Source organism: Pseudorhodoplanes sp., assembly GCF_035565795.1.
GTDB lineage: Bacteria > Pseudomonadota > Alphaproteobacteria > Rhizobiales > Xanthobacteraceae > Pseudorhodoplanes.
Genome location: NZ_DATMRV010000131.1, coordinates 1 through 21,590, shown reverse-complemented (window position 1 = coordinate 21,590; position 21,590 = coordinate 1). Strand labels below are relative to the sequence as shown.

At 63.7% G+C, this 21,590-nt stretch carries 18 protein-coding genes; 9 read left to right on the top strand and 9 right to left on the bottom strand.

Features of this window, described 5'->3' with window-relative positions; all coding sequences use genetic code 11:
• A complete protein-coding gene (locus VNZ93_RS12530) occupies positions 1 to 843 on the top strand; it encodes a shikimate dehydrogenase (protein ID WP_325705175.1) in 843 nt (280 codons plus the stop codon).
• 33 nt (positions 844 to 876) lie between these two features.
• On the opposite strand, the gene VNZ93_RS12525 is transcribed toward VNZ93_RS12530, so the two are convergent.
• The 3 genes from VNZ93_RS12525 to VNZ93_RS12515 form a co-directional block, all read right to left on the bottom strand.
• Complete coding sequence (locus VNZ93_RS12525; RefSeq protein ID WP_325705172.1) at positions 877 to 4,002, bottom strand: efflux RND transporter permease subunit; 3,126 nt, start codon at positions 4,000 to 4,002, stop codon at positions 877 to 879.
• 75 nt (positions 4,003 to 4,077) lie between these two features.
• Positions 4,078 to 5,169 carry an efflux RND transporter periplasmic adaptor subunit gene (locus tag VNZ93_RS12520; RefSeq protein ID WP_325705170.1) on the bottom strand — a complete coding sequence of 364 codons (1,092 nt, stop codon included), beginning with the start codon at positions 5,167 to 5,169 and terminating at the stop codon, positions 4,078 to 4,080.
• Entirely contained in the window at positions 5,166 to 5,816 is a 651-nt protein-coding gene (locus VNZ93_RS12515; RefSeq protein ID WP_325705167.1) for a TetR/AcrR family transcriptional regulator, read from the bottom strand. The genes VNZ93_RS12520 and VNZ93_RS12515 overlap by 4 nt, the downstream gene beginning before the upstream one ends.
• A gap of 313 nt (positions 5,817 to 6,129) precedes the next feature.
• On the opposite strand from VNZ93_RS12515, the gene VNZ93_RS12510 reads away from it, so the two are divergent.
• Positions 6,130 to 8,184, top strand: a complete 2,055-nt coding sequence (locus VNZ93_RS12510; protein WP_325705164.1) for a hypothetical protein — start codon at positions 6,130 to 6,132, stop codon at positions 8,182 to 8,184.
• 48 nt (positions 8,185 to 8,232) lie between these two features.
• Here VNZ93_RS12510 and xdhB read toward each other — a convergent pair whose 3' ends face one another.
• The 3 genes from xdhB to VNZ93_RS12495 form a co-directional block, all read right to left on the bottom strand.
• Positions 8,233 to 10,557, bottom strand: coding sequence for a xanthine dehydrogenase molybdopterin binding subunit (gene xdhB / locus VNZ93_RS12505; RefSeq protein WP_325705161.1), 2,325 nt, complete (start codon positions 10,555 to 10,557; stop codon positions 8,233 to 8,235).
• The gene (gene xdhA, locus VNZ93_RS12500; RefSeq protein ID WP_325705158.1) at positions 10,554 to 11,981 is read right to left on the bottom strand and encodes a xanthine dehydrogenase small subunit; all 1,428 of its coding nucleotides are present in this window, start codon (positions 11,979 to 11,981) and stop codon (positions 10,554 to 10,556) included. Before xdhA ends, xdhB begins: the two co-directional genes overlap by 4 nt.
• Positions 11,982 to 12,070: 89 nt before the next feature.
• Positions 12,071 to 12,553, bottom strand: a complete 483-nt coding sequence (locus VNZ93_RS12495; protein WP_325705155.1) for a MarR family winged helix-turn-helix transcriptional regulator — start codon at positions 12,551 to 12,553, stop codon at positions 12,071 to 12,073.
• A 161-nt stretch (positions 12,554 to 12,714) separates the two neighbouring features.
• On the opposite strand from VNZ93_RS12495, the gene VNZ93_RS12490 reads away from it, so the two are divergent.
• The 7 genes from VNZ93_RS12490 (at position 12,715) to VNZ93_RS12460 (ending at position 18,950) form a co-directional block, all read left to right on the top strand.
• The gene (locus VNZ93_RS12490; RefSeq protein WP_325705152.1) at positions 12,715 to 13,776 is read left to right on the top strand and encodes an LLM class flavin-dependent oxidoreductase; all 1,062 of its coding nucleotides are present in this window, start codon (positions 12,715 to 12,717) and stop codon (positions 13,774 to 13,776) included.
• Between the two features lie 11 nt (positions 13,777 to 13,787).
• Entirely contained in the window at positions 13,788 to 14,081 is a 294-nt protein-coding gene (locus tag VNZ93_RS12485) for a hypothetical protein (protein ID WP_325705149.1), read from the top strand.
• Positions 14,082 to 14,270: 189 nt separating this feature from the next.
• On the top strand, positions 14,271 to 15,461 hold the full coding sequence (locus VNZ93_RS12480) for an ABC transporter substrate-binding protein (protein ID WP_325705146.1): 1,191 nt from the start codon (positions 14,271 to 14,273) through the stop codon (positions 15,459 to 15,461).
• Positions 15,462 to 15,636: 175 nt separating this feature from the next.
• On the top strand, positions 15,637 to 16,497 hold the full coding sequence (locus VNZ93_RS12475; RefSeq protein WP_325705143.1) for a branched-chain amino acid ABC transporter permease: 861 nt from the start codon (positions 15,637 to 15,639) through the stop codon (positions 16,495 to 16,497).
• A 5-nt stretch (positions 16,498 to 16,502) separates the two neighbouring features.
• A complete protein-coding gene (locus tag VNZ93_RS12470) occupies positions 16,503 to 17,495 on the top strand; it encodes a branched-chain amino acid ABC transporter permease (protein WP_325705140.1) in 993 nt (330 codons plus the stop codon).
• Positions 17,492 to 18,247, top strand: a complete 756-nt coding sequence (locus VNZ93_RS12465; protein WP_325705137.1) for an ABC transporter ATP-binding protein — start codon at positions 17,492 to 17,494, stop codon at positions 18,245 to 18,247. The genes VNZ93_RS12470 and VNZ93_RS12465 overlap by 4 nt, the downstream gene beginning before the upstream one ends.
• A complete protein-coding gene (locus VNZ93_RS12460; RefSeq protein WP_325705134.1) occupies positions 18,240 to 18,950 on the top strand; it encodes an ABC transporter ATP-binding protein in 711 nt (236 codons plus the stop codon). The genes VNZ93_RS12465 and VNZ93_RS12460 overlap by 8 nt, the downstream gene beginning before the upstream one ends.
• 38 nt (positions 18,951 to 18,988) lie before the next feature.
• On the opposite strand, the gene VNZ93_RS12455 is transcribed toward VNZ93_RS12460, so the two are convergent.
• The 3 genes from VNZ93_RS12455 to VNZ93_RS12445 all read right to left on the bottom strand — a co-directional run bounded on the left by VNZ93_RS12455 (position 18,989) and on the right by VNZ93_RS12445 (position 21,494).
• Positions 18,989 to 19,870, bottom strand: coding sequence for an ABC transporter substrate-binding protein (locus VNZ93_RS12455; protein WP_325705131.1), 882 nt, complete (start codon positions 19,868 to 19,870; stop codon positions 18,989 to 18,991).
• A gap of 40 nt (positions 19,871 to 19,910) precedes the next feature.
• Positions 19,911 to 20,669, bottom strand: a complete 759-nt coding sequence (locus VNZ93_RS12450; RefSeq protein WP_325705128.1) for a FadR/GntR family transcriptional regulator — start codon at positions 20,667 to 20,669, stop codon at positions 19,911 to 19,913.
• A gap of 111 nt (positions 20,670 to 20,780) precedes the next feature.
• Positions 20,781 to 21,494 (bottom strand): hypothetical protein, encoded by a 714-nt coding sequence (locus VNZ93_RS12445; RefSeq protein WP_325705126.1) that lies wholly within the window; start codon positions 21,492 to 21,494, stop codon positions 20,781 to 20,783.
• Between the last annotated feature and the right edge of the window lie 96 nt (positions 21,495 to 21,590).

Sequence of the window (21,590 nt, the reverse complement as noted above, 5' to 3'; positions counted from 1 at the left end):
ATGGCAGCACCGCAATCCTTCAAAATGGCCGGCGTGATCGGCTGGCCTGTCGCACAGTCGCGTTCGCCGGTGCTGCACGGGCACTGGCTTTCACAGTATCGCATCAAGGGCGCGTATCTCCCCCTGCCGGTGCAGCCGGAGGCGTTGCCGGACGCGATCCGCGGCCTGCGTGCACTCGGTTTCTCGGGTTGCAACGTGACGATCCCGCACAAGCTCGGTGTGTTGAAACTGGTCGACCAGGTCGATCCGGTGGCGGCGCGGATCGGCGCGGTGAATACGGTCGTGGTTCAGGACGACGGCACGCTGTCCGGTTTCAACACCGACGCCTACGGCTTTCTCGCCAGCCTGCGGGATGTGCGGGACGATTTCAAAGCCGGCTCCGGTCCGATCGTCATTCTCGGTGCGGGTGGCGCGGCGCGCGCTGTGGCGGTTGCGCTGCTCGATGACGGCGCGAAGGAGATCCGTCTCGCCAATCGTACGACGGAACGGGCGGAGGAGCTTTCGCGCATCGATCCGTCACGCATCAAGGTGGTCGCATGGGACAAACGCAACGATGCGCTTGCCGGCGCGGCGCTGCTCGTCAACACCACGAGCCAGGGCATGGTCGGCTATCCGCCGCTCGATGTTTCGCTGGACGCGCTGCCGAAGACCGCAATGGTGTCGGACATCGTCTATAATCCGCTGGAAACACCGCTGCTGGCCGCGGCGCGCAAGCGTGGCAATACCGCAGTCGACGGCCTCGGCATGCTACTGCATCAGGCCGTACCGGCCTTCGAGGCATTTTACGGCGTCCACCCTGCCGTCTCGAACGAATTGCGCCGCGCGGTGGAAGCGACGCTGTAGGCCTGACACGCGAAGGCGGATCAAGCCTCGCAATCAGTGCGCGGGAACAGCCCTTCGCCCCTTCCACCACGCCCGCAGCTTCGCCATCTTCGCGATCCGCCATTCGGCGCCATTGGCGATCAGCATCAACGCCGCAGGAGTGACGATCAGCGTCAGCACCGTTGCGAAGCCGAGGCCGAACACAATCGCGGTCGAAAGCGAGATCCACCATTGCGTGGCCGGCGCACCGATCGTCACCTCGCGCAGGATGAAGTCGAGATTGACGCCGAACGCGATCGGCAACACGCCGAGAATCGCGGTGACGGCCGTCAACACGACTGGCCGTGCGCGTTCGCGGCAGGTTTCGAGGATCGCCTCATAGGCCGCCATGCCCTCGTGCCTCAGCCTGTCATAGGTGTCGATCAGCACGATGTTGTTGTTCACGATCACGCCCGCATTCGCGATGATGCCGATGCCGGTCATCACCACGCCGAAAGGCTGACCCATCACCATCAGGCCGATCAGTACGCCGATGGTCGAAAGGATAACCGCACTCAGCACCAGCAGCACCGACGTCAGCCTGTTGAATTGCGCGAGCAGGATCGCGAAGATCAGGAAGATCGCAGTGCCGAACGCTTTCATCAGGAAGGCGCCAGCCTTCTCGCGCTCTTCGTCTTCGCCCTTCAGCTTCCAGGTGACACCGGCGCCGAGATCGGTCTTCGCCAGTTCGGCTGCGATCGCCTGCTGCACGACGGCGCTCTGCACGCCCTCGGCCACGTTGGCCGACACCGTGATCACGCGATTGCCGGCGACGCGATTGATGTAGCCAACGCGCTGCGCCGGCATCCGATGCACGAAATTGCCGATCGGCACTTGCCCGGCCTGGGTCTGCACACGCAATTCGTCGATCTGGTCGAGGCTGCGGCGGTCATTCGGGAAGCGCACGAGAATGTCGACGGCCTTGTCGGACTCGGCCGGGCGATATTCGGTGACCTTCACGCCGTTGGTGACAAGCTGAACCGCAGTGCCGACCGTGTTCGGGCTGGCGGTGTACTTGGCCGCCTCCGCCTTATCGACATCGATCTTCCAGTCGATGCCCGGAAGCGGCAGGCCGTCGTCGAGATCGCGGATGTCGGGGTGTTGCGACAGGATGCCCGCGACCTTCTTCGCGACATCCGGCAGAACATCCGGATTGAGCGCACCGATCTGCACCTGCACCGGCTTGCCGGTCGGCGGACCGGCGCGCGGCGCAGTGACTTCGACCAGAATGCCGGGAATGTCCGCGGTCTTCGCGCGGATCGCATCCATGATCTTGCTGGCCGGATCGCGGCTCTGCCAGTCGCCGAACTCGAACTGGATCACGCCGATCGTGTCTTCCGTGATCTCGCTCATGCCACGCGGCTGCTCGCCGACGCGGGTATAGACCGTGCTCAGGCCGGAGAATTGCAGCACGCGCTTCTCGACTTCGGCGAGGATTCGATCCTTTTCGTCGAGCGAGATATTGCCGCGCGCATGCACGATCACCTGGCCGTAATCCGGCTCGACGCTGGGGAAGAACTCGACGCCCTTGCCGAATTTCCCATAGGCTATCGTGACTGCAACCAGCAGCATAAAGGCCAGCGACAGTGTCGCACCGGGATAGCGCAATGCAAGCTTGACCGTGCGCATATACGGCCCGCGGTCGTTGACGCGCTCATCATGCGGAACAGGCGCGGCCTTGCCGAGCAAGGCGCCGAGCGTCGGCGTGAAGAACAGCGCCACCACCAGCGACGCCGACAATGTCGCGATCAGGGTGATCGGCATGTATTTCATGAACTGCCCGACCACACCCGGCCAGAACAGGAGCGGCGAGAAAGCCGCCACGCGGGTCGCGGTCGCGGCGATCACCGGCCCCGACATCCGCTTGGCCGCGAGTGCATAGGCCTCCTTTGGCGGCATGCCCTCGGACATCCGCCGTTCGGCAAATTCGGAGACGATCAGCGCGTCGTCGACCAGCATACCGACCGCCAGAATGAGCGAGAACAGCACCACGATGTTGATCGTGAGCCCCGCGAGCTGCAGGCCCAGCACGCCCGCAAGGAAGGATGCGGGGATCGCGATGCCGATGAACAGCGAGGCGCGGAATCCGAGTGCGAACAGAATGATCACGGCGACGAGCAGCGTTGCGGTCGCGACCGAGTTCTGAAGATCCGCCAGCATCTGACGGATCACCTTCGACTTGTCCTGGGTGTATCTGACCTCGACCGCGCTGGGCCATGTCGCCTTCATCTTCTCGACCGCGGCCTTCACGCCGTCGACCGTCTCGATCAGGTTTGCGCCGGTTCGCTTCGAGACCTCGATGGTCATCGCCGAGCGGCCATTGACGCGCGTGACGGACGTCCTGTCCTTGAAGGTCGGTTTCACCTGCGCGACATCGCCGACCGTAATGGCGGCGCCTGACGTCGCCGCGACCGGCACCTTCAGCACATCCTGCGGCTTTTCGATCAGGCCCGGCACCTTCACCGCGAAGCGCCCGGTGCTGCCTTCGAGAGCACCCGCCGCGATCAGGCTGTTGGACGCGTTCACCGTCCCGATAAGCTGGTCGAGCGAGACCCCGTAGCTCTTCAGCAGCATCGGCTCGACGATGATCTCGACCGCTTCGTCGCGCGAACCGCGCAGCTCGGCCGACAGCACGCCCGGCACCTGCTCGATGATATTCTTCGCGTTGCGCGCGATGCGCAGCATCGAGCGCTCCGGCATGTCGCCGGACAGCGCAACGACCAGCACGGGATAAAGCGAGAGGTTGACCTCGGTGACCACCGGCTCGTCGGCGTCGCGCGGCAGATCGCGCTTGGCCTGATCGACCTTGGCGCGCACGTCCGCCAGCGCCGCCTTTGAATCGAAGCCGGCCTCGAATTCAAGCAACACGTAGCCGCCGCCTTCATAGGCGGTGGAGCGCATCTCCTTCACGTTGCCGACGGATTTGAGCTGCGTCTCGACCGGACGCAGCAGCAGACGCTCTGCGTCTTCCGGCGAGATGCCGCGCTGGGTGATCTGTGTGTAGATGATCGGGATCTTGACGTCCGGCTCGGACTCCTTCGGGATCGTGCGATAGGACACAAAGCCCGCGAGCAGCAGGAAGATCAGCGTCGCGATCGTCAGCCGCGAATGGCTGATGGCGTAATCGATAAGCTTGAACATACGTCTTCTATCCAACCAGCTGCCACGGGCGCCGCGCTTTTTCCCTCTCCCCGCAAAAGAAGAGAGGTGAAAGTGTTATTGCGCCGAACCAATCGCCACTTCGGCGGGCACGGCGACGACCTTCTGACCTTCGCGCACGAAATCCTGACCCTGCACGATCACGCGCGCGCCATCCGGAATGCCGGAAACCCACATGTGATTCTGGTCGTCCTCGACCACACTGATCGGAACGAAATCGACCTTGGTCTCGCCATTGACGACGCGCACGCCGAGATCCCCCGACGACGAGAAGGTCAGCGCCGAACGCGGCACCCGCGCCGCGGGCACCGGCGCCATCGGGATCGCGACCTCGGCGGTGATGCCATCCGGGATAGCGCCGTCAGGATTCTTCATCTCGATATCGACGCGATAGGTGCGGGTGGTCTGGCTCGCAATCGGCGCAATGTAGCGGATGCGGCCGGACGCCTTTTGCCCGGTGACCAGCCGAACCTCGACCTCGTCGCCGATCTTCAGGCCGCGGAGACGCCGCTCCGACACCTCGACGACGGCGAGCATCGGATCGAGCGACACCATTTGTGCAACCGGCGCGCCCATCATTGCGAGGGCGGCGCCGCCGACCTCTGCGTTGTCGGTGATGATACCGTCCCACGGCGCGCGCAGAACGCCGCGATCGCGCTCGGCCGTGGCGGCCGCCAGCGCGGCCTCGGCCGACTTGAACTGCGACTCGAGATTTACGGCCTCGAGTTTCGGCATCATGCCGCCTTCTATCAGCTTGCGACGCGCTTCGAGCTCGGCCTTGCGCTGATTGAACAGCGCGGTGGCCTGCGCGACCTGAGCCTCGCGTGCGTCGTCGGACAGCACCGCGATGATGTCGCCCTTCTTCACATGCATGCCGCGCTTCACCCGCATCTCGGAGAGCACGCCGCCGGTCCGCGCGGTGATGGTCACCTTCTTGTCGGCCTCGGTGCGACCGGACAGCGTCAGCTTGCGTGCGTGCGGCGCGACCTTGGTCTCCGCAACAGCGACGCGAAACAGCTTCGCCTCGCCCGCATCGGGGCGCACGGCCGCGCGGCTTTGCGCGGATTCATGCGGCACCAGATGCCCCGAAGCGACCCATGCAACCGCTCCGACCACAAGGCCAATGGCTACGATGCGGCTAGCTTTCATTGCTTTTCTCCCGCGCGCACAGCGCTCGTCCATTCCGGACTGTTCTGTCCCTTGCCGCGTTCAAGCAGCATGTATCTCATCACATCGAAGAACATCGGCAGTGCGGCCTCTGCATCGAAATTCGGATCGACTGCACGCCGCCACCACACGCCGTCGGCGATGATCATCAGCATCTCAACGACCGGGCCGATATCGGCGTCGCGCGATATGTCACCGCGCGCCTGCGCGCTTTGCAGCATGGTGATGAGCCGATCTTTCACGTCGGCGTCGAATTCGTTCATGATTTTCGAGATCGTCGGATTGCGACGGCTCTCGGACATGATCTCCGCACAAAGTCCGACCTCCTCGGCCGTGCGCCCGACGAAATGGTGGCGCGCCATGGCGGCAAGGGTCGCGAAGAAGTCGGTGGAGAATTGCGAGCTGGCGAGCTGCGACGCCACTTCGGCACGGTCGCGCTCGGCGATCCCGGCGATGATCGCTTCCTTGGACGGGAAGTAACGATAGACGTTGCCAGGGCTCATCCCGGCCTCGGCGCAGATCTGCTGCATCGAGGTCTGATGGAAGCCGGCCCGGACAAAGCAGCGCCGGGCAGCGTCAAGAATCTCCGACCGCCGGTCGGAATGCAATTGGGCGTTGGCCTGGCGCACGATATCCCCCCGCTCCAAACAGGAGCGTCACATTATTGCAATGCAGCATAAAGCGAATGAATGTTCGCTCCATATTCAGATGAAAGTTGGCAACTCAATGGCGGACCGCAATTTCGACCCGTGAAAGTTATTGATCGGCGTTCACGGCCAGACCGATGGGTACCGCTCGGCCAATGGCCCAGTCCGGTCGGCCGGCGGCCGAACAGTGCGCCGAACCGGCTTGCGGACACGCGCTCGTCATCACCCGGCCGCGGTCGTTCGTCTAGATTCGCGCGGGCGCGACAGCTCACTTGGGGATCGGAGACAAAATCTTATGAGTCGTACAACGCTAGGGGCGGCAATCCTGACACTTGCCGCAACCCTGCCGGCGGGCCTGTCGCCCGCGTCGGCCGCAGAGCTTCCGCTCAAGCAGGTCATCCTGTCGAATTCCGGCCTCGCCCAGTTCACGCATGCCGGCTCCGTCACCGGCAATTCCACGGTTGAACTCGCCGTCCGGCTCGATCAGGTCGATGACGTCCTGAAGAGCCTCACCATCTTCGACCGCGCCGGCGCTGTCGGCACCGTCAGCCTGCCAGGCAAGACACCGCTGCCCGAGTTGTTCCGCGACCTGCCCTTCGGGCCGGAGGCGTTGAATTCGTCGCCAGACCTTCTCAACGCGCTGACCGGCAGCGAAATCGAGATCTCGGGCCCGGTCACCGCCAAAGGCCGCGTATTCCGGGTTGTCCGCGAACAGGTGGCATTACCGAATAACGGCGGCACCACCTCGCGGCATCGGCTCACGCTGATGACGCCGGCCGGCCTGACACAGGCGATCCTTGAAGAAGTCACCGAACTGCGTTTCGTCGACCCGCAGACGCGCCAGCAGGTCGAACGGCTGCTCGCGGGCCTGATCGAAAATCGCGCCAAGGAGCGGCGCACCGTGTCGGTCGGCTTCCTTGGGGACGGCACGCGTGATGCCGCCATCAGTTATGTGGTCGGCGCACCGGTCTGGAAGACGGCCTACCGGCTTGTCCTGCCGAAAGACGGTGATAAAGCGCGCCTGCAGGGCTGGGCCGTGATCGAAAACCTGACCGGCGGCGACTGGAAGGATGTCGATCTGACCCTCGTGTCCGGCAATCCGGTCGCGTTGCGCCAGCCGCTCTACACTGCATTGTTCGCAAACCGGCCGGAAGTCCCGGTCTCGACAACGACTCCCGTCGTCCCCCGCCGCGACGATGTGCAGGAGAAGGCCGCACCGCCTTCGCCGCAGGCGCAGTTCCGTTCCGATCAGGTGGCCGGCGCGCTCGCAAGAGAGAAGCTGGCGCGGCAGATGGCCGTTGCACCGGCCAGCGTCGCGGCTCCCGCGCCGATCACCGCGGCGCCCGCTGCGGCAGCGGCCAATGCAGCGGCGGCTCAAGAAGCGTCAACGCAATTGCTGTATCGCTTCCCCGCGAAACTTTCGCTTGCGACAGGACACACGATGATGGTGCCGTTCGTCGACCGCGACATCTCGATCGCGCGCATCTGGCTTTATCAGCCGGATATCTCGCCAAGCCGGCCGATGGCCGCGGTTCGCGTCAAGAATGACGGCGACACTGCGCTACCGGCGGGCCTTGTCACCGCGTTCGACAGATCGGCCGACGGAAGCACCAGTTTCGTGGGCGACGCGTTGCTCCCGCTGACGCCGAAGGATGCAACCCGGCTCGCAACCTTCGCGCTCGACACCAAGACCGCGATCCGACGGCACGACAAGGGCATGGTACAGACCTCGCTCGGCAAGGCGCTGAACGGAACGCTGACTGTGCAAACGCGGTCAACGCGTACAATAGATTACGAGGTCACGACACCGCCGGACGAAGATCGCGAGATCGTTGTCGAGGAGGAGCGCGTCTCGGGATGGACGCCGGTCGCGGGCGCCAGGAACATCGAGGAGACGCCGACGCGCTATCGGCACACGATCTCTGCACAGAAGGGCAAGATCACGAAGGCGAGCTTCACGACCGAGCACCTCGACAGCGAGCGGATCGCGCTCGCCGACCTCGATGTCGATGATATTCTGGTCAGGATCAGCGGCCTCCAGAATGAAAGCCCGGTGCTGAAGGCTGTGGTCGCGAAGCTCACCACCCTGGTCGAAGAGATGAACCGTGCGAAGGTCCAGCGCGGGCAACTCGAAAACGAGCGCGAGCGCATCGTCCGCGATCAGGATCGCGTGCGCAGCAACCTGCAATCCGTCGGACAGAATTCCGATCTCGGCCGGCGCTATCTCGCCACGCTGAAATCGCAGGAAGACCGCCTGGTAGAAATCGGCAATGCCGATGCGAAGCTCGAGAAGGAGATCGACGCCAAGACGAAGGCTGCGCAGGATGCCGTGAGGCAGCTGACCTTGTAACCTTCGGTGAGTCCGGGACGCGGCGCAGCGGTTGTCCCGGACTGACTGTCAGGATTGAGCCCTTCCCCTGATCTCGTCCACCGCCGCGAGAATGCGGTCCGGTGTCGTCGGCGCGTCGATCTTCGGCGCGAGCCGGTAATCCGACAGCGACGAGATCGCATCGCGCACCGCGAGCCAGACCGACAGTGCGAGCATCAGCGGCGGCTCGCCAACCGCCTTTGAGCGGAAGATCGTTTCCTCGTTGTTCGGCGCGTTCTGAAGGATGCGCGCGTTGAAGACCGGCGGCACATCGCGGCTGCCGGGAATCTTGTAGGTCGAGGGCCCGTGCGTGCGCAGCTTGCCCTTGCCATCCCAGACCAGCTCTTCGGTCGTCAGCCAGCCCATGCCTTGCACGAACGCGCCTTCGATCTGGCCTAGATCGATCGCCGGATTGAGGGAGTCACCGCAATCCTGCAGAAGCTCGGCGCGCAGCACGCGCATCTCGCCGGTCAGCGTGTCGATCGCGACCTCGGCCGCGGCAACGCCATACGTAAAGTAATAGAACGGCCGGCCGCTGCTGGTGGTGAAGTCCCAATGGATCTTCGGCGTGCGATAGAAGCCGGTCGCCGACAGCGAGACACGCTTCTCCCATGACAGCGCCGCGAGTTCCCTGAACGACATCGAGCGGTTGCCCGCATAGATCCGGTTCGACGAGAAGACGATCTCGCCCTTCGGCACATTGAACTGCTCGGCCGCGACGTCGGCCATGCGATCCTTGATCTGATCGGCGGCATTCTTCGCGGCCATGCCATTGAGATCGGAGCCGGACGATGCCGCGGTCGGCGACGTGTTCGGCACCTTTCCGGTCGTGGTCGCGGTGATCTTGATATTGTCGATGTCGATCTGGAACGTCTCGGCCACCACCTGCGCGACCTTGATGAACAGGCCCTGGCCCATCTCGGTGCCGCCGTGGTTCAGCGTCACGCTTCCGTCCATATAGACATGCACGAGCGCGCCGGCCTGGTTGAGCGCCGGCCGGTTGAACGAGATGCCGAACTTCACCGGCATCGTCGCCAGGCCCTTCTTCACGATCGGGCTGGTCCGGTTGAATGCGATCACGCTATCGCGCCAGCCCCTCAGGTCGACGTCGCGATCGAACTCGTCGATGACCTTTTCGATGATGTTGTCTTCGACCGTCATGCCGTAGGGCGTGACATTGTCGCGGCCATGTCTGTAGAAGTTGCGCTTGCGGACCTCTTCCAGCGGCTTGCCGAGATGCCGCGCGACCGCGTCGATGATGGTCTCGATCGCGAACATGCCCTGCGGCCCGCCATAGCCGCGAAACGCCGTGTTCGACACCGTGTTGGTCTTGCAGGGCAGGCCGCGGAAGCGCAGCGCCGGCAGCCAGTAGCAATTGTCGGAATGGCACAGCGCGCGCGTCAGCACCGCGGGCGTATGATCGGCGACGTGTCCGCCATTCGCGGCGAGGAGCAGATCGAGCCCCTTGATCGCGCCATCGTCGTCGAAGCCGACATCGTAGCGCACATAGAACGGATGCCGCTTGCCGGTCGCGCGCATGTCGTCGTCGCGCGGCAGCCGCAGCTTCACCGGTTTTCGCGTCTTCCAGGCGAGCAGCGCGGCGACGCCGGCGATGATGGTCGGCTGGCTTTCCTTGCCGCCGAAGCCGCCGCCCATGCGCCGCACCTCGACCGTCACCGCATTGAACGGGATGCCGAGCACGTGCGCGACACCGTGCTGTACCTCGGTCGGATGCTGCGTGGACGAGAACACATGGATATCGCGATTGCCTTCGCCAGGCGTTGCGATCGCGATCTGACCCTCGAGATAGAAATGGTCTTGCCCGCCGCATCGCACCTCGCCCTGCAGGCGATGCCGGGCGGATTTCAGTGCGGCGTCGATATCGCCGCGATCCATCTTCTGGACCGGGGCGACATACATCTCCTTCGCCAACGCTTCCTCGACCGACAGGACAGCCGGCAGCACTTCGTATTCGACCTTAACGAGCTTTGCGGCGGCACGTGCCTGATCAAGCGTCGCGGCGGCGATCCCGGCCACGATCTGCCCTTCGTGCTCGACAAAGCCCGCGGCAAGAAGCGGCTCATCGGTCCGGATCGGGGCGATGTCATTCTTGCCGGGGATGTCGGCTGCGGTGACGACGGATGCAACGCCATCCGCTGCGAGCGCAGCCGATACGTCGATCGACAGGATGCGCGCATGCGGATGCGGCGAGAGCACAAGCGCAGCCTCGAGCGTGCCGGACACCGCGGGGATATCGTCGAGATAGAGTGCCTGACCGTTCACATGCCCTGCCGCCGAGTCATGGCGAACCGAGGCATGCACGCCACCGCGGATGCGGGACAGAGGTGCGTTCATAGCTGCCACACTCCCGTTTGCTCGCCCCCTGTGGTTTCAATCTGCAGCCGGCGGATCAGATTCGCCGCAGCCCGCAGCCGATAGGCATCGGTGCCGCGGTGATCGGTCATCGGCTGGAAGTCCTGCGCGATCAATGCATCGACGTCGCGCAAGGTTTCGGCCGTCCAGGGCTTGCCGGTGATGGCGGCCTCGACATGCCTCGCACGCGCCGTGGTGGCGGCCATGCCACCATAGGCGGCGCGCAGTTCCGCAACTGTGCCGCCTTCAAGACGGAGACGATAGGCGCCGATCACGGTCGAGATATCCTGATCGAACCGCTTCGACAGCTTATACGTCGTGAACGTCGTGCCGTCCTTCAGCAGGGGAATTTCGATCGCTGCGATGACCTCGTCCTTTTCCATCGCCGTCTTGCGATAGCTCAGGATGAATGCGTCGGCCTTCACACCGCGAATGCCCCGCTTCGAGCGCAGCATGATCGTCGCATCGAGCGCCATCAGGCAGGGGATGGTGTCGCCGATCGGCGACGCATTGGCGATGTTCGCGGCCAGTGTGCCGATATTGCGGATCTGCCGCGAGCCGATGCGGCGCACCAGATCGGCGAACGAAGGAAAATGCTTGTCGAGGAACGGCAGCGCCTTTGTGTAGGTGACGCCACCGCCGATAGTGAGCTTGCCGCCGGCGTCCGAAATCGCACGCAACTCGCTGACCCACTGCGTCGAGATTACGACCGGAAAGGTCTCGCGGTCCTTGGAAACACGGATGCCGAGATCCGTCCCGCCGCCAAGCACGTATGCGTCGGGATACCTGGACTTCGCTTCGACCAGTTCGTCGAGGCTGCGCGGCGCGAGATAGAGCTGCGAGCCCTGCCGATATTCCGATGCAGCCTCGCCCGCACGATCGGCAAATCCGCATCCGGGCGGATCGGCGCGCATGGTCTTGCAGGCTTCCACGATCGGACGATAGCCGGTGCAGCGGCAGAGGTTTCCGGCGAGCGCCTCATGGATGGTTTCGTCGTTACGCGGCTCGCCGCCAAGATCCTTGGTTTCATGGGCGAAGGCGAACATCGCCATTGCGAAGCCGGGCGTGCAGAAGCCGCATTGCGTGGCATCGGCGTCGACCAGACTCTGCTGGACCGAGTGCAGGGTTCCGTCCGGCTGGGCCAGCCCTTCCACGGTGATGACCGGAAGGCCGTCGACCTGCGGAACCAGCACGAGACAGGAATTGACGGCGCGCCACGCCAGACGCCCATCGGCCTGCGGCAGTCCGACCACCACAGTGCAGGCGCCGCAGTCGCCCTCGGCGCAGCCTTCCTTGGTGCCGGTCAGCCGCGCATTCAGCCGCAGATAGTCCAGAAGCGTCGTAGTCGGAGATATACTGTTCTCCGTGCGCCAGCGACCGTTCAGTTGGAAACGAAGGTCCGACATTCCTGTAAACTCACAAAGCTGCGCGGCACGGTAGCGCATCCGTGCGTGCCGGCAATGCCCGGGCGCCGGGCGGCTACCGAACGCCCATGCTAAGGCTCTTTCAGCAATTGATCTGCATTCTTTTGGAGCATGTCGATGACGCGAAATGCCTCGCGTTGCGACACACCGGCGAGCAGGCGCTTCTGCCGCGCATGCGCGACCGGCTCGAACTCGCGCGTCAGGGCAAGCCCGGCGGGCGTCAGCCGGATCAGGGCCATCCGCTGATCGGTCGGGTGCGCCTCCCGGCTGACCAGTCCGCGGTCCAGCAGGCTCGCCACCGAGCGGCTCACCCACGCCTTGTCGATCCGTCCGACCCGGCTGAGATCGGCGATCGTAAGAGGCTGCAGATCGCGCAAGGCGATCATCGCCCGCAACTCGGAATTATTGAGCCCGAACTGCTTCTCGTAAACCAGAGTGGCGGCCCGGCTGATCGTGTCGGCGAGATGGATCAGCTTGAAGGCCACCAGACCCGTCAGAGGCGTCGGTGCTGACGTCGGCTTTTCACGCCGGTGCGCAGCCTTCTTGCGCGCCATGGAGTGTCTCCTGAATCGGCTTTTTTTCATCGCATGGCCGGACGGCACAGGCAATCACCCGAGGCCGGGACAAATCCGGCTATCGTTGCCGGGACATCGTTGTCTTGACAACGATGTGGATGGACCGGTAGGCCTTGTCCGGTCAGCGGGAGTGCCGGGCAATGAAATATGCGATCTTCGATCACATGGATGGGGCAGGGACTCCGCTGCACCAGCAATACGAAGACCGCCTGAACTTCATATCGCTCTGCGACCGGCTGGGCTTCTATTGCTATCACCTCGCTGAGCATCACGGCACGCCGCTCGGCTTCGCACCCTCTCCCGGCATCTTCCTGGCGTCGGCGGCCCAGCGTTCGAAGCGCATGCGGCTCGGTCCGCTGTTGTTCGTCCTGCCGATCTATCACCCGGTCCGCGCCTATGAAGAAATCTGCATGCTCGATCAGCTCAGCGGCGGCCGGCTGGAACTGGGCCTCGGCCGCGGCTCGATGCCCTACGAAATTGCGATGTATGGCGAAGATCCCGCCACAACGCAGGCGCGCTATCTCGAGAATTTCGAGATCATCCGGCAAGCCTTCACGCAGGATGAGGTGAGCTTCACCGGCAAGCACATCACCATCAAGCGGTTCCCGGTTCGCATTCATCCGCTCCAGCGGCCGCATCCGCCACTATGGTACGCAACGACCAAGCCGGACAGCGCCGACTGGGCCGCCGAAACCGGCGCCAACATCATGATGCTCGGCCTGATCGACAACGCCCGCAACGTGGCGCAGCGTTACCGCGCGGCATGGACCCGGCTTGGCCGCGACCCGGGCGCGCTACCCAATATCGGGATCACGCGCCATGTGGTTGTTGCGGATACCGATGCCGAAGCGGTGGCAATCGGACGCCGGGCCTACCGGCCCTGGCGCGACGCGATGGAGATGCTCTGGAAGGAAGCCGGCACTCCATTCCCCATCGGGCACGTCTATCCGGACACGTTCGACGAACTGCTGAAGCTCGGAAACGGCGCCGCCGGGTCTCCGCAAACCGTCCGGGAGATTCTGGACGCACAGGCGAAGCATGCCGGGCTGAACTATTTTGCGTGCCAGATCTATTTCGGGGACATGACGCGCGATGAAGCGTCGCATTCGGCGTCCCTGTTTGCCGAACATGTCATCGGTGCGCACAAGACAGAGCAGCCTGAAAAACTGCGCGGCGACCTTGAAGCGACGTCATCCCGCTAGGACCGCAACGCATGATTATCTCGCTATCCGCCGGGAAACATGAACTTCTCGAAAGGAACGACTACGGGCGCCTCTCCTTGCGCGCGCCATCGGGATGGAGCTCCGCCGAGATCGAGGGCGGCCTGCCATTCAAGGTGGAGTGCACGACAGATCACATCTGGATCAAGGAGTCGGACTTGCGCGTCTTGGCGCAGATCCCGGCAACGGCGTCCGATCCAATCTCCGGGATGCTCGAGAAAGCCCGGAAATACGGCTTCTACAACGACGCCACCGGCACCGTTCGCGTGCACATCGAATATTATTGACGATGATAGACGCGCTGCAGCACGGAACGTTTGGACCGCAGAACTCCCACCGTTCACCAAGGCCGTCGCATTGGGCATCCCAATTGCCGCATCCCGGTGCGATTCATTGACCAGTTGAGCGCCTGCCGATAGTGTCCGGCCAACGCAAATATTGGCGTGAAAAGATTAAAGGCTTCAGGAGGATAAGCGATGAATAGACGTGTGTTTGGATTGTCGGCTGTTGCCGCCGCCGCGTTGTTTGCAAGTGCCGCACACGCGCAGCAAGGCCCGATCAAGATCGGCCTCATCATGCCGTATTCCGGTCAGTTCGCCGACGCTGCGGCGCAGATGGACAACGCGATCAAGCTGTTCGTGAAACAGAACGGCGACACCGTTGCCGGCCGCAAGATTGAGTTCATCCGCAAGGATACCGGCGGCATCGCGCCGGATGTCGCGAAGCGTCTTGCGCAGGAACTGGTCGTGCGCGACGGCGTCGACATTCTCGCCGGCTTCGTGCTGACGCCGAACGCGCTCGCAGCCGGCGACGTCTCGGATCAGGCCAAGAAATTCATGGTTGTGATGAACGCCGCGACCTCGATCATCACGACGAAGTCCCCGTACATGGTGCGCACCTCGCTCACCACGCCGCAGCTCAACCAGGCGCTCGGCGAATGGGCGGTGAAGAAGGACGGCCAGAAGAAGGTCTACACCATGGTCTCGGACTTCGGTCCGGGCCTCGATGCAGAAGGCGCCTTCGCGCTCGGCTTCAAGGAGGCCGGCGGCGAGGTGATCGGCCAGGTGAAGATGCCCGTTGCCAATCCGGACTTCGCGGCTTTCGTGCAGCGCGCCAAGGACCTGAACCCTGAATCGATCTACATCTGGGTGCCGGGCGGCGCACAGCCGGGCGCACTCGGCAAGGCGCTCGCCGAACGTGGCATCGACGCCCGCAAGACCAAGGTCATGGGTCAGCTCGAAGTCACCGACGACAACGCGCTGAAGACGCTGGGCGACGCTGCGCTCGGCATCATCACCGCAGGTCACTATGACCCGGCTCACAAGTCGGCCAAGAACGACGCCTTCGTGAAGGCCTTTAACGCCGATTACGGCCGCAACCCCGATTACTTCTCGATCGGCGGCTGGGACGGCATGCAGCTGATCTACGACACGCTGAAGAAGACCGGCGGCAAGACCGACGCGCAGGCGATGATCGACGCTGCCAAGGGCATGGCCTGGGAAAGCCCGCGCGGCCCGATCTCGATCGATCCGGAAACCCGCGACATCATCCAGACCGTCTACATCCGTCGCGTCGAGAAGGTCGACGGCAAGCTGCAGAATGTCGAGTTCGACAAGGTCGAAAACGTGAAGGACCCGGTCAAGGAGCGGATGAAGAACAAGAAGTAATCTGTTTCTGTGGAACTGGCGGACGCCCGGAGCGATCTGCTCCGGGCGTTGGCTTGCAGGGCACACTTCCGGTAAATAAAGCAGCAAACACGCGGCCCTTTCGGGAAATGGGCTGCACCCGTTCCTCGGACGCGCCGAAGGAATCCGGGAAAGACGTTAGGCTGAGGGGACAATTTTGGGGCCTATCATCGGCGTTCTGTTCGACGGCTTTGCCTATGGCATGCTGTTGTTCCTGTTGTCGGTCGGGCTGTCCGTCACGCTCGGCATGATGAATTTCGTCAACCTCGCGCATTGCGCTTTCGCGATGCTCGGCGGTTACGTGACCGTGACGCTCGTCCACCGCTTTGGCTGGCCGTTTCTCGCAACGCTTCCGATGGCGTTTATCGCCGCCGCCATGGTCAGCGTCCTGCTTGAGCGCACGCTGTATCGCAAGCTCTATCGCGCGAGCGACCTCGACCAGGTGCTGCTCACCATCGGACTCGCCTTCATGTCGATCGCGAGCGCGGCTTATATCTTCGGTACGGTGCTGCAGCCGGCGGTGACGCCGAACTGGCTGCGCGGCTCGGTTGTCTATTTCGGCATCAACTTCGCCGTCTATCGTCTCTTCCTCGTCGCGGTCGGCCTTGCGGTTACTGTCGTGCTGGTGCTGATGCTCGAATACACGCGATTCGGCCAACAGGTGCGCGCCGCCGTCGACAACCAGCGCATGGCGCGCGGCCTCGGCATCAATGTCGACGGCACTTTCGCGGTCGCCTTCGCGCTCGGTTCCGGGCTTGCCGGCCTCGGTGGCGCGCTTGCGATTGAAATCGTCGGCCTCGATCCGTCCTTTGCGCTGATCTATCTCGTCTACGTGCTGATCGTTGTCTCGGTCGGCGGGCTGGGGTCGATCTGGGGTTCGTTCGTCGCCGCAGTGCTGATCGGAATCAGCGACATGGCCGGCAAGTATTATGTGCCGGGCATCGGCGCCTTCATGATCTATCTGGTGATGATCGTTCTTCTGATGTGGCGGCCGCAGGGCCTGTTCGGGAAGCGGTGACTTCAATGAGCGCACCCTCCCTCACCCCGCACAGCTATCTTCAACGCCAGGTCCGTTGGCACCCGCTGGAATATCTGTTCTGGCTCGCCACCATCCTGCCGTTCTTCGTGTTCCCGAACTACCTGTCGCTCGCGAGCCAGATCGCGATCACCGCGCTGTTCGCTCTCTCGCTCGATCTGATCCTGGGCTATGCCGGTATCGTCTCGCTTGGGCACGCCGCGTTCTTCGGGGTCGGCGCTTATACAGCCGGGATCATCTCGAAACACGGCTATGGCGATCCGCTGTTCGGGCTGCTCGTCGCAGCGCTGATCACCGGTGTCTTCGGGCTTGCCACGAGCTTCATCGTTGCGCGCTTCAAGCATCTGGCACTGATCATGATCACGCTTGGCCTCGGCATCCTCGTTCATGAGCTTGCCAACAGCGCCCACTGGCTGACCGGTGGCGCCGATGGCCTGCAGGGCATCCGCATCGGCAAGCTGCTCGGCATCTATGAATTCGACCTGTGGGGCCGCACCGCCTACATCTATTCCCTGGTTGTGCTGTTCCTGGTCTTCCTGATGGTGCGGCGGCTGACCAATTCGCCGTTCGGGCTTGCGCTGCGCGGCATCCGCGAGAATTCGGTCCGCATGCCGGCGATTGGCGCGCCATCCGCTGCGCATATCCGCAAAGTCTACACAATGTCGGCTGCGATCGCGGGCATCGCCGGCGCGCTGCTGGCGCAGACCACCTCGACCGTCTCGCTCGGTGTCATTGACTTCCAGCGCTCCGCCGACGTGCTTGTCATGCTCGTTCTCGGCGGCGCCGGCATGCTCTATGGCGGGCTGATCGGCGCGATCATCTTCATGGTGGCGCGGGATCAGTTCTCCGGCATCAACCCGCAATACTGGTATTTCTGGATCGGCCTCCTGCTGGTCGCGGTTGTGATGCTGCTGCCGAACGGCATCCTCGGCGGCCTGTCGCATCTCTATCGCATGCTGACGGGACGGCGCAGCACATGACCGCACCTGCTCTCTCCACACTCAACGTCAACAAGAAGTTCGGCCAGCTTCAGGTCGCGCGCGACATCTCGATCGCGATCCCGAAGGGCGAACGCTACGCGCTGATCGGCCCAAACGGCGCCGGCAAGACGACCCTGATCAATCTGATGACCGGCATGATCAAGCCGGATTCGGGACAGATCATGCTCGGCGGCGACGACGTCACGTCGCTGCATCCGGACGCGCGTGTGAAACGCGGGCTCGTTCGCACCTTCCAGATCAACACGCTGTTTCCGAACCTGTCCGCGCTCGAGGCGGTGACGCTCGCGATCTGCGAGCGCACCGGCGACGCCGGCACATGGTGGAAGGCGCTGCCCTCCTATCGCGAGAATGCCGACGAGGCCTATGCGATCCTGAAGTCGCTGCGCCTCGGCGACCACGCATATCGCACGACGCGCGAACTGGCCTATGGCCAGCAGCGCCTGCTGGAAATTGCGCTGTCCCTCGCGACGCGTCCGAAAGTGCTGCTGCTCGACGAACCCGCGGCCGGCGTGCCGCCCGAGGAAAGCTCGGAACTGTTCTCGGTGATCGCGGATCTCTCGCAGGACATCACTGTGTTGTTCATCGAGCACGACATGAACGTGGTGTTCCGTTTTGCGAGCCGCATCATCGTGATGGTCGGCGGCGCAATCCTGCTTGAAGGCACGCCGAAGGAAATCTCCTCCGATCCGCGCGTGCGCGAGGTCTATCTCGGGGGCGCACATCATGGCTGACACGCTGCTCTCGCTCAAAGGCGTGCGCGCCGGCTATGGCGATGCCGTTGTGCTGAACGATGTCTCGTTCGACCTTGGCGACAAGGGCAGTCTCGCCGTGCTGGGCCGGAACGGCGTCGGGAAATCCACGCTGCTCCTGACCATCATGGGTTTCACGCGCATGACACGCGGGACGATCCACTGGCGCGGCAGCGACATCACCCGCGTTGCGCCTTACAGGCGCGCCCGCGGCGGAATCGGCTGGGTCGCACAGGAGCGCGAGATTTTCCCCTCGCTCACCGTTGCGGAGAACCTCACCGTCACCGCGCGGCCGGGGCACTGGACCATCGAGCGCATCTACGAAATGCTGCCGCGCCTCAATGAGCGCCGCGGCAACAAGGGCAATCAGCTCTCGGGCGGCGAACAGCAGATGCTGGCGCTCGCGCGCGCGCTGATGACCAATCCGTCGCTGCTGCTGCTCGACGAGCCGTTCGAAGGCCTCGCCCCGATCATCGTGGAGGAGTTGACCGCTGCGATCCGCAAGATGCTCGCCGAACAGGGCACGGCCTTCATCCTGGTTGAGCAGCACGCCGAGATCGCGCTGGCGCTCACCGAGCACGCGATCGTTCTGGAGCGCGGCAATGTCGTGCACCGCGCCCCTTCGGCGGAACTCAGCAAGGACTATGCGACGCTGGAGCGCTTCATCGGCCTGAAGATGGCTTGATCCTCCTATCCCTCCCCGCAAGCGGGGAGGGATGGGAGTTACATCACGCCGACGGTCGCTTCCTCGTAGCGCCGCTTGCCGAGATCGCCGCCCTCGAAGATGTCGTGATCGGCGATCCAGTCGCGCGACACGTTGAACGTATCTTCCGTATAGGGCTCGAACACGATCCGCTCGCCCGGACCCCATCGGCGGGTGTCCATGACGTCGTGCCAGCGCTTCGGAAACTCGTTCTTGTAATAGTGCGTGTAGAGCTCGGGCCGCAGGTCGAGATCGCGCTGCGCACGCTTGAGCGCGGTGAAATACTTGCGCAGATCCTCGGGATCGGGATCGCCATGGATCATGTTGGCGATCATGAAGGTGTTGTCCATGATCTTCCGGAAGCCGAGCTGCTCGGCGAGATAATAGGGGCCGGAGAACAAGGTCGCGGCCGGAATCTTGCCGTCGAGTAGCAGCTCCATGCGCTTGAACAGCATGCCGTCGTTGAACGACAGTTTGATCTGGTCCTTCGGCATGTAGCTTTCCAGCGCCTGGATCGATGCATAGTGCGATCCCGACTGGAAGCCGACCGAGATCGGAACGCCGGCGAGATCGGCCGGCGTCCTGATCGGCGAATCCGGTGCAACGAAAATGCCGGACGGCGCGACCGAATAGACATCGCGGTTCAGCCGCCCATGCCCGGAGGCCGCGGCGACATTCACGGTCCAGTGGCACGCGCAGCTCACGTCGGCCTTGCGGCCTTGCTCGAACGACTGATAGGCGCCGACCTTGTTGCCCCTGTCGTGAATCTTTCCGTCGGTTGATTGCACGAGCTCCCGGAAGATGTAGTCGAGCCCCTCATCCTTGAAGTAACCCTTCTCCTCCGCGATCCATTCCTGCAGGCGGAAATGCGGTTCGATGATGAACTTGTGGTTCGTTGCCATCTGCGTTTCTCCCGTTTGCGCTTTGTTGCAGTTTCGAGTTTCAACAGCATCCCGCGTCATGCGGATGATCGCGTTCCGAGACACGACGTGCGCGGATCATCTTGACGTGGTCGTCCATCAGCTTTCGCGCGCCGGCCGGATCGCGCATCTCGATCAGCGTGGCGAGCTCCTTGTGAACGGCAAGCACGCGCCGCGACACCTCCGGCGTCAGCGTGCGGTTATGCGACGGCCACGAGATGTGATTGAGCGAGATGAACTGCACGACCAGCACGCGGTTATGAGAGGCCTCGGCGATGGCGAGATGGAAATCGCGGCCGAGGCGCGTGAAGGCATCGCCGTCGTCGATGCTGGCTTCGGCTTCCGCGACCAGCCGGCGAAGGCGAGCGTGATCGGCGGGGGTGGCGTGTTCGGCGGCCAGCTCGGCCGCCAGTGTCTCGATCGCACGCTGCGCATCCATCACTTCACCGGCGCTGACGCCGGTGAGATCGAGTTGCACGGCCAGCGCTTCGGCGAACAAGCGCGGATTGCCTCGGGCGACGCGAGCGCCTCCGCCCTTGCCCATGCGGATTTCGGCGATCCCCAGCGCCTGCAGCGTCCGCAGGGCATCGCGGGCCACGATCCGGCTGACGCCATAGCGGGCGGCGAGGTCCTTCTCGGTCCCGATCGGATCGCCGGATCTGAGGCGCTTCTCGTTCAACGCGTCGCGCACATCGGCGACGATCTGCGCCGACAAGGACCCGGATCGGCCGGCCACGAACGGCTCGCCTGCGCGGGTGATCAGCTTGGCCTGCGTATTCACGGCTGTTCTCAGCCTTTCCGTCCCTAGACCCGAGGGAGGCTACGCCCGAACCTTAAGATCGTAAAGATATTATCTTATGGCAACTGACGTGCCCGAGGCGGTGAAGTCCCCTTATCGCTTCGCTTGCGCTGGCGTCCGCTGGACGGTGCCAAGTCCCGCCATGCCGGTTGCGGTGAATTTCAGGTCGAGCGTTTTCCAGTCGGCATACTTCGCCGGTGGCAGCGAATAGGGGTAGCAGCCCTTCAGTGCATTCATCGCAATGCCGACCAGCAATGGCCCCCGCTCGGAGGCCGGGGCCTGCAACAGCACCGGCTCGCCGCTGAGCTGCCCCTTCGAGCCGAACGGCACACGCAGGATCACCTCAAGCCCGACGATGCCGGGAATGCCCACCGGCAGCTTCCAGCACTTCTGGATCTGCGCGCGCAGGGACGCGATCTCCTCTGGAGTCAGCTTCGATTTGCCCTCGCCGGCCGGGCCGCCTTGCGGCGAGTCCGGCTTTACGGGTTTGGCGGCCGGCTTCGGCTCGGGAGGCGACTCGGCCTGATCGGGATCCGGTGCCCGCGCGGTCTTCGCCGGCTCGCTCCTGAGCTGTTCGCTCTTTGGCGCCTCGCTTTTTGGCGGCGCCTTCTGCTTCGGAGGCTCCGGTGGTTTCAGCTCGGCCTGTTTGGGCGGCTCCGGCGGTTTTGGCGGCTCAACCTGCTTGGGAGCGAGGTCTTCCGGCTTGACCAGATCGACGTCCATCGACTGGAGATCGGACGGCGGCAGATGCCGCCGGTCGGCGAGCACAATCGCGCCGACGAAGCCGACATGCACAGCAATCGACACCGCGATGATCGCGGCGCTGAAGCTGAGGCGGTTCAACAGCCTTGGCAAAATCGAGCGGCTCCGGTTGCGGCCGGACGTACCTCACCCGCTTGCGGC